7 protein-coding genes and 1 pseudogene are annotated in these 8721 nt (G+C 70.6%); 5 read left to right on the forward strand and 3 right to left on the reverse strand.

Features of this window, described 5'->3' with window-relative positions; genetic code table 11:
• Positions 1-215 precede the first annotated feature (215 nt).
• The gene (locus tag ACFWBD_RS23175) at positions 216-1412 is read left to right on the forward strand and encodes a mannosyltransferase family protein (protein ID WP_385669803.1); all 1197 of its coding nucleotides are present in this window, start codon (positions 216-218) and stop codon (positions 1410-1412) included.
• A gap of 205 nt (positions 1413-1617) precedes the next feature.
• Positions 1618-2661 carry a phosphatase PAP2 family protein gene (locus ACFWBD_RS23180; protein ID WP_385669806.1) on the forward strand — a complete coding sequence of 348 codons (1044 nt, stop codon included), beginning with the start codon at positions 1618-1620 and terminating at the stop codon, positions 2659-2661.
• Between the two features lie 116 nt (positions 2662-2777).
• On the opposite strand, the gene ACFWBD_RS23185 is transcribed toward ACFWBD_RS23180, so the two are convergent.
• Positions 2778-2993: an I78 family peptidase inhibitor gene (locus tag ACFWBD_RS23185; protein ID WP_351762849.1), complete on the reverse strand. Its 216-nt coding sequence runs from the start codon at positions 2991-2993 to the stop codon at positions 2778-2780.
• Positions 2994-3396: 403 nt separating this feature from the next.
• On the opposite strand from ACFWBD_RS23185, the pseudogene ctaD reads away from it, so the two are divergent.
• Positions 3397-4929: pseudogene (ctaD, locus tag ACFWBD_RS23190) on the forward strand (cytochrome c oxidase subunit I); the annotation flags it as partial.
• Positions 4930-4972: 43 nt separating this feature from the next.
• On the opposite strand, the gene ACFWBD_RS23195 reads toward ctaD, so the two are convergent.
• Together ACFWBD_RS23195 and ACFWBD_RS23200 are read right to left on the reverse strand one after the other, a co-directional pair.
• Complete coding sequence (locus tag ACFWBD_RS23195; RefSeq protein WP_385669809.1) at positions 4973-6013, reverse strand: helix-turn-helix transcriptional regulator; 1041 nt, start codon at positions 6011-6013, stop codon at positions 4973-4975.
• Between the two features lie 82 nt (positions 6014-6095).
• A complete protein-coding gene (locus tag ACFWBD_RS23200; RefSeq protein ID WP_385669812.1) occupies positions 6096-6836 on the reverse strand; it encodes a transglycosylase family protein in 741 nt (246 codons plus the stop codon).
• Between the two features lie 538 nt (positions 6837-7374).
• Between ACFWBD_RS23200 and ACFWBD_RS23205 the strand changes: the two genes are divergently transcribed.
• A complete protein-coding gene (locus tag ACFWBD_RS23205) occupies positions 7375-8157 on the forward strand; it encodes a hypothetical protein (RefSeq protein ID WP_351762857.1) in 783 nt (260 codons plus the stop codon).
• A 127-nt stretch (positions 8158-8284) separates the two neighbouring features.
• The gene (locus tag ACFWBD_RS23210) at positions 8285-8686 is read left to right on the forward strand and encodes a hypothetical protein (RefSeq protein ID WP_385669815.1); all 402 of its coding nucleotides are present in this window, start codon (positions 8285-8287) and stop codon (positions 8684-8686) included.
• Positions 8687-8721 lie beyond the last annotated feature (35 nt).

Below are 8721 nucleotides of genomic sequence, written 5' to 3' on the forward strand. Positions count from 1 at the left end.
CCCGCGCAAACGAACACGAGTGGAACGCAGCGTACGCGAGTTCGCGCCAGGGCCACGTGGCGGACCTCTCACCACTCATGGGCAACCCATGTGGCGTACGCCACTCCCGTGTCACTTCCGGGCCACCCCCCGTACCCCGCCCTGTGCCGCCTGCCGGGGCGCCCCGACCGCCCCGGCGGACCCGGTCGCCGGGCGGGCCGTCGATAATCGGGCCCGTGACCGATCTTGAGACGCGCGTGACGCCCCCCGGCTCCGTGACCCTGCGCCGGGCGGCTCCCGCCCTCCTGGGGTACGCCGCCGTGCGTGCCCTCGGTCTGCTCGCCCTGGTGCTGTGGAGCGCCGCCCGCGACAAGAGCGCGTACACGCTGCTGACCGCCCGCTGGGACGCTCTGTGGTACACCAGGGTCGCCGAGCTGGGATACGGCTACGAGGTGCGTCTGCCGAACGGCGACATCCACTCCAACCTCGCCTTCTTCCCGCTGCTGCCCTGGCTGGAAGGGTGTCTGCACGCGGTGACCCCGCTGTCGTACGCCGACGCCGGTTTCGTCGTGTCCCTGCTCGCCTCGTTCGCCGCGGCCTGGGGCGTCTTCGCGGTCGCCGACCAGGTGTACGGGCGCCGGGCCGGGGTGTGCGCGGTGCTGGTGTGGGCCGTCCTCCCCGTCGGAGTCGTGCAGTCGATGGCGTACAGCGAGTCACTGTTCACGGCGCTGGCCGCATGGTCGCTGTACGCGGTGCTCACCGGCCGCTGGGTGACCGCGGGAGCACTCGCCTCGCTGGCCGGTCTGACCCGTCCGGTGGGGCTGGCGGTGGTCGCGGCGGTATGGGCGGCAGCCGTGGCGTCCTTCGTCCGCGACCGGGCGGCCCCGACCGCCGACGCCCCTCCCCGGCGCGGGGTCAGGAGGGCAGGCGCCCGTCTCGCGCCGCGCGCCCTCGGCATGCTCCTCGCGCCCCTCGGCGTCGCCGGATACGTCCTGTGGGTCGGCCACCACACCGGCAAGGGCCCGCTCGGCTACCTGGATGTCCAGGCGGGCTGGCGCAACGGCTTCGACGGCGGCTACGCCTTCGCCCGCTTCGTCGCCGACAAGTTCACGTCATTCCCGTCGGCCCTCGCCGGCGTCGGGCTGATCGTGGGCGTCGCCCTGCTGCTGTGGCTGTACGTCGTCTGCGTGCGGCAGCGCCAGCCGCTTCCGCTGCTGGTGTACGCGGGTGCGGTCCTCGCGCTCGCCCTGTGCGCGTCGAGCTACTTCGGTTCCAAGCCGCGTCTGCTGCTGCCCGCCTTCCCGCTGCTGCTGCCGCTCGCCCTGGCCCTGGCCCGGCTGCGGACGTCCAGGTCGGCGCTGGTGGTGGGGTGCCTCGCGGCGGCATCGGCCGTGTACGGCGCGTGGTGGCTGAACGGCAGCGGTCCTCCGTAAGAGAATCCGCCTTTCCGGTGAACCCTCTTATACGTTCCCTAAAACTATCTCCTGGAATGATCAAAGGAATTGAAGGGAACACTGTTCGACGAATAGTGATTCCACAGGAATAATTGCCCTTCTGAGAGCAATCCCACATCACATCGTCATCACAAACCAGCGGAATCGGCCGGGTCCCGAGCTCACTCGCTGTAACGTCGTTTAGGTGCGTACCGAACAAAACCTCACCCGTCTGGACCGGGTGTTCGCCAGGCTCGACCGGGAGCCGGAACGGCCGGCCCACCTCGATGTGCCGAAGATGAGCAGGCACCGGGTCGCGCTGGCCCTGGCGACCCTGGCCTTCTATCTGGCGATCGTGTGGCTCGTCGTGATCACCTCGTGGCTGGTCCGCCTCGACTGGCTGGTCATGTTCTTCCGGCCGTACCAGCAGTGGTCCGGCATCCACTGGTTCGTCGACTACTACGTGGTCCTCGGCCAGCGCGGTCCGACCGCCGTGATGGTCGCCGCCTGGCTCGGCTGGAGATCCTGGCGGCAGCACACCCTGCGCCCGCTGCTCACGCTCGGCGCCTCACTGCTGCTGCTCAACATCACCGTCGGCGCCGCCAAGCTCGGCATGGGCCGGCTGGGACCGCACTACGCGACCACCATCGGCTCGAACGAGATGGGCCTGGGCGGCGATATATTTCCCAGCGGTCATACCGCCAACGCGGTCGTGACCTGGGGAATCCTGGCGTATCTGGCCTCCACCCCGAGAGCCCGCCGCTGGCTGTCCGCGCTCTCCGCGGTGACCTCGCTCGGCGTCGGCCTCGCCACGGTCTACCTCGGCACGCACTGGCTCAGCGACGTGGTGCTCGGCTGGGCCGCGGGTCTGCTGATCCTGCTGGCGCTGCCCTGGTGCGAGCCGCTGATCGCCCGTGCCGAGGTCGCGATCTTCGACCTGCGCGACCGCTGGCGCGACCGCCGCGCCGGTACGGCCCCGATCCCGGCCCCGGTCCCGGCTCCTGCTCCGGCCGCACCCGTCGCCGTACCCGTGCCGTTCACCTCGGGTGCCCCGGCTCAGGAGGAGGCCTCCGCGGCCCGCGAGCCGGCCCGGTCGCCGCGCGCGCCCGTCTATCTGGCGCCGGGCCCGCACACGACCCGCTCGGAGCGCACCCCGGTCACCCCGGTCGGCAGCCGCCGCCCACCGCACGCCGACCGCCTCCCGCGCGGCACGGCGGCCTCCGCGGCCCGCCCGCTCACCGGCGGCTGACCTCCCCGAACAGCGGGACCCCGGTACGCACCACCCGGTTCCGCACCCGAAGGCCCCGGTTCCCGAAGGCGGGAACCGGGGCCTTCTCCGTGCTCGCCTCGACCTTCTCGGGCGTCTCAGCCCTTCCAGGCGCGCGCCACGTGTCCGTCGCGCACCTCGAAGTTCAACCGGCCGAAGCGGTACTCCATGGTGACGATCGTCCCCGGCGCCAGCGCACGCACCGTCGACCACCCCCGTTCGCGCGCGAGCCGCTCGGCCCGCGCGGCCTCGAGGCCGACGTATCCGTCCGGATTGTCCTGGGGCTCCGCTGGCGGAGTGGGATTCGGTGCCATACCGCCACGCTAGGCGGCGAGCCCCGCCCCGGGAACCCCGGACCGGCGATTCGAATCACTCCGGTCACACTTCTGTCACAGGATCACGACATGCGTTTCGGCCGCCATGACATCAGCTGCGGCACAGCGGACGCTCAGACGTACGAGCGGTTCCGTACGCCTTCCGCGCGAATTCGAACGTAATTCCCGCGTGTCGCCCGACCACCCCGAATAGCCCGGCGGAAAGTTCGCGGGGAACCGTCCACCGACCCCTTCGCATTCCGATTCCGTACGGATCGCGGGAGCTGTCCGTACGGATCGCGGGAGCTGACTGCTCATAGGAAACACACGGCTCCCCCACACATCCTCCATACGCACCCGGGGCGTCGGCGGGCCCGGGACAGGGCGAGCGAAGGGGCGAGCGATGGGGACCCAGACCGTGGCGGCGGCACGGACCGCGGGCAGCACCAGGCACGGTGGCCGTGGCCGGGTGGTCGTCGACTGGCTGACCACCACCGACCACAAGAGGATCGGCCACCTCTACCTGATCACGTCCTTCTCCTTCTTCCTCGTCGGCGGGATCATGGCGCTGCTGATGCGGGCCGAACTCGCCCGGCCCGGGCTGCAGATCGTGCACAGCGACCAGTTCAACCAGCTGTTCACGATGCACGGCACGATCATGCTGCTGCTCTTCGCGACCCCGTCCTTCGCGGGCTTCGCCAACGAGCTGATGCCGCTCCAGATCGGTGCCCCGGACGTGGCCTTCCCCCGGCTGAACATGCTCTCGTACTGGCTGTTCCTGTTCGGCGGGCTGACCGTGCTGGGCTCGCTGCTGACACCGGACGGCGCGGCGGCGTTCGGCTGGTTCGCCTACGCGCCGCTGAACAGCGGGCAGTACTCGCCGGGGATCGGCCCCGACCTGTGGATCATGGGCCTGGCGCTGGCCGGCTTCGGCACGATCCTCGGCGCGGTCAACTTCATCACCACGATCATCGGGATGCGCGCGCCCGGCATGACGATGTTCCGGATGCCGATCTTCACCTGGAACACGCTCTTCACGTCGATCCTGATCCTGATGGCGTTCCCGGTGCTGGCAGCCGCGCTGCTGGTGCTGGAGGCGGACCGGCGGTTCGGTTCGACGGTGTTCGAGGCGGCCAACGGCGGGGCGCTGCTGTGGCAGCACCTGTTCTGGTTCTTCGGGCATCCCGAGGTCTACATCATCGCGCTGCCGTTCTTCGGGATCATCAGCGAGATCATCCCGGTCTTCAGCCGGAAGCCGATCTTCGGCTACCTCACCCTGGTCGGCGCGACGATGGCGATCACCGGGCTGTCGATCGTGGTGTGGGCGCACCACATGTTCGTCACGGGCGCCGTGCTGCTGCCCTTCTTCTCCTTCATGAGCTTCCTGATCGCGGTCCCGACGGGTGTGAAGTTCTTCAACTGGACCGGGACCATGATCAAGGGTTCGCTCTCCTTCGAGACCCCGATGCTGTGGGCGACGGGGTTCCTGGTCACGTTCCTGTTCGGAGGCCTGACCGGGGTGATCCTGGCGTCACCGCCGATGGACTTCCACGTCTCCGACTCGTACTTCGTGGTCGCCCACTTCCACTACGTCGTCTTCGGCACGGTCGTCTTCGCGGTCTTCGGCGGATTCCACTTCTGGTGGCCCAAGTTCACCGGAAGGCTGCTCGACGAACGGCTGGGCAAGATCCACTTCTGGACACTGTTCGTCGGCTTCCACACCACGTTCCTGGTGCAGCACTGGCTGGGCGCCGAGGGCATGCCGCGCCGGTACGCCGACTATCTCGCCGCCGACGGGTTCACCGCGCTCAACACCGTCTCGACGATCGGCTCGTTCCTGCTCGGCCTCTCCACCCTGCCGTTCCTCTACAACGTCTGGAAGACCGCCAGGTACGGCACCAGGGTCGAGGTGGACGACCCCTGGGGCTTCGGCCGCTCCCTGGAGTGGGCGACCTCCTGCCCGCCGCCCCGGCACAACTTCACGACGCTGCCGAGGATCCGCTCGGAGTCCCCGGCGTTCGACCTGCACCATCCGCAGTACGCGGCCGGGACCCCGCAGCCCGAGCCAGAGCGCCATCAAGCCGGTCACGGGCCGTCCTGATCGCCTCGATCAGCTCCACGGGCTCCAGCACCTCGAACTCGAAGCCCGCCATCATCACGTGGATCACCATCACGTCGAGGCTCGCGGCCCCGGTGCGCAGCACACAGGCCCCGTCGCCGTCGGGCTCCAGCGTCCCGGCCGAGGGCGAGATCCGTTCGGCGGCCTCGGCCAGGGGCACGAACAGCCGGACGGTGGCCCGGGTGGCGTACGCGCGGGTGGAGACGCCTTGCGAGACGTAGGCGGCGAGGTCCTCGGCTGGCGGGTCGCGCGGTTCGAAGCGCGGCCCGTGCGGCGGCCTCGGCGTGAGGCGGTCCACCCGGAACGTACGCCAGTCGGCGCGGTCGAGGTCCCGGGCGACCAGGTACCAGCGGTGCTCGGTGCACACCAGGCGGTGCGGTTCGACGGTGCGGCGGGTCACCGTGCCGTCGTGCCCCCGGTAGTCGAAGCGCAGGCGTTCGGCGTCCCGGCAGAGGTGGGCGAGCTCGGTGAGGACGGCCGGGTCGACGGCGGAGGACCGCGGGCCGCGCAGCATCGGCACGGTGAAGGCGTTGAGGGCGCCCACCCGGCGTCGCAGCCGGTTCGGCAGCACCTGCTCCAGCTTCGCCAGGGCCCGTACGGAGCTCTCGCCGATGCCCTCGATGCCCTGTCCCGCGGCCGTCCGCAGCCCCACCGCGACGGCGACGGCCTCGTCGTCGTCCAGCAGCAGCGGCGGCAACTCGGCGCCGGCGCCCAACTGGTAGCCGCCTCCGGTGCCGGGGCTGGCGTCGACCGGGTAGCCCAGCTCGCGCAGCCGGTCCACGTCCCGGCGGACGGTGCGCGCGGTGACTCCCAGCCGGTCGGCGAGTTGGGCGCCGGACCACTCGCGGTGGGCCTGGAGAAGGGACAGCAGGCGCAGCAGTCGGGCGGAGGTCTCCAGCATGCGCCCAGTGTGTCTCACGAGGTGGGCGGGCCCCACCCGGCCGTCCCGCCGGATGGGGTCACCGTGTCCCGGAGGGGACGGCTCAGAGCGTGAGGCGCTGTCCGGGCACGATCAGGTCGGGGTCGCCGCCGACGACGGCCTTGTTGGCGGCGTAGACCCGCTGCCAGGTCAGCCCGTGGCGGGCCGCGATGGTGCTGAGGGTGTCGCCCGTCCGGACGGTGTAGTCACCACGGGTCGTGCCGCGCGAGGTCTGGCCCGTCGAGCGCTCCGGCGCCTGCGAGGTATGCGAGGAACCCGACGGCGAAGAGCCGGTGCCGGACCGTGAGGAGCCGGACTTCGAGGAGTTCGAGGAGTTCGAGGAGTTCGAGGTGCCGGACTTCGACGAACCGGACTTCGAGGAGCCCGACTTGGCGGAGCTCGACTCGGCGGAGGACGATCCGGCCCCCGGTGCGCTGCCGGACGCTCCGGCGCGCGCCGAGCAGGTCGGCCACGCGCCCCACCCCTGGGCGTTCTGCACCTTGGTGGCGACGGAGATCTGCTGTGCCTTGCCGGCCTTGTCGGCGGTCGACGCGTAGGCGGTGCCGCCGTACGCGCGCCAGGTACCGGCGGAGAACTGGAGCCCGCCGTAGTAGCCGTTGCCGGTGTTGATCGACCAGTTGCCGCCGCTCTCGCACTGGGCGATGCGGTCCCACACCCCGCTGTCGGCCGCCGCGGCGTCACCGGTGGCGGAAAGCAGTCCGAGGGGGGCGAGCAGGATCGCCCCGGCGAGGACCGCCGTCTTGCGCGACGAGGTGCGGGTGTGGATATCGGCACATTCGGACATGTGGATCCCTCTCTACGAACCCGGGCTCCCCCTGGCCGGGGCGCGTCGGCCGCGCGGGACGCGGTCGTCACGCCCGGCCCCGTCCGTCGGCGGTGGTGCTTCGCGCTGTCTGGCTCTGCGCGGCCGGCGGACGTACCCGAGCGGTGCTCGTTGCACACGGCGGAGCAATCTAGGCAGCTGACGAGTCGTTATCAACCAACTCCCCGTTGTCCCAGGCCAGTTGGCAGTTACCGTAGGTAGCGGCGAATTTCGGCCACCTACTTCGTTCCCTCATTTCCGGATTTGTCGACCACACTCCCGAGCGGACTGTGAGTCAGCTCACCGGATCAACTTCCGTGACCTCTCCGTTACTTGACAAGGTGTGGCGAATTCGGCACACATCGTGACCGCACGCGCAGGATGGTTCGATTCCGTTCGCCATCCAGCGTGACCCTGGCCACAGATCGCCCGTTGTCTTCTTCATGAGCCGGGGACCGACCCGGACCACGAGCCGGGGGCCACCCGCCTCGCCCACGCACCGCATCCGAGGGAGCCACCCGTGCCGCGCATGCTCGACGTCAGCGACGAGGTACGCGCCGAGATCGGCGACGAAGAAGCCGACCGGCTGCTCGCCGGAGACAACGCCCCGGGCAGTTACGACTGCACGTCCTGCCGCACCCCGGGCGACTCCGAGAACGAGCGCACCAGCACCGTCCTCTTCATCGGGGACGAGACCGCCGTCCTCGCCTTCGCCCACTCCACCTGCCTGCCCTCACAGGTCGTCCAGGTCACCGAGGAGCAGCTCCAGGGCGCGGTCCGCTCCATCAGCGGCGACACCGTCGATCTGGACCCCGACAAGGTCGCACCCGAGCAGGCGGTGCTGGGCGTCACCAGCGGACTCGTCCTGATCGCCGGGGAGTTGCACCCGGCCCTGGTCGTCGAGCCGACCGCACCCATCGTGCGGCCCGGCACGACCGGCGCCGGCGACGACTTCCTGCCGCTGCTCATCGAGCAGGGCTTCATGCCGCTGTCCGAGCTGACCGAGGTGCCGCCGGTGCAGCACGGCTGGTCCGTGCTGCTCGCGATGGGCCAGCTGCACGCGGTGCTCCAGCCCTCGGTGAACGGCGGGCAGCCGGTCGCCTGGTGGCAGGCGCACCAGCCGTTGCAGGTGACGGAGGGATGGCGGGCCGCCGCCAACAAGCACCAGCAGGTGCTGATGTTCGCGGCGCCGGTGGGCTCCATCGGGCGTCAGCCCCGGGAGGACCTGCTGCGGGGCGCGCTGGACAAGGCCGCGGCCAACGGGCAGCTGGTCGGAGCGGCTCTTCCGCTCGCCGGCACCTGAGTTCGCCCACCGGGCGGGGACTGCGGTCGTACGGCGGCGGGAAGGCCGTCCACGGACGCAGCCCCGCGCCCCCCTGACGACGCCCGTCGAACCGCATCTCTTCCCGCGCCGCGTCGTTTGGACATACGTGCACACCTACGACGTTCCCCGCCGCCCGTCCTTCCAGCCGATCCCGTCCGCACGACCGGCTCAGGACGCTCAGGGCTGCCCATCGGCCACGCCGATCTACGACGCGCTCTACGCCGAGTACGTCAAGGCGTTCCGTTCGCTGCCGGGCGACCGCAGCGGCGAGGACGAACTGGGGTTCACCGCCTTCGGAAACATCCCGCACAGCACGAACACCTACCCGGCACCCCGCCCGGGGTCGTTCAGCAGCTCCTACAGCGCGTACAGCGCGGGGGCACAGAGCGCGCGGGTGGGGCAGCAGTCCCAGTGGCAGCGGGTCGGGCAGCTCGGCCAGCAGCCCGCGCCGACCGCGATGCACCACATCCCCGCGGCGCTCCCGCCGGCCCCCCGCAGGAGCTTCTGACCGCTGGTCACGGCTGGAGGGCGGCACCCGTGACG

The sequence above is a fragment of the Streptomyces sp. NPDC060002 genome (assembly GCF_042737245.1).
In the GTDB taxonomy this organism is placed as follows: Bacteria; Actinomycetota; Actinomycetes; order Streptomycetales; family Streptomycetaceae; genus Streptomyces.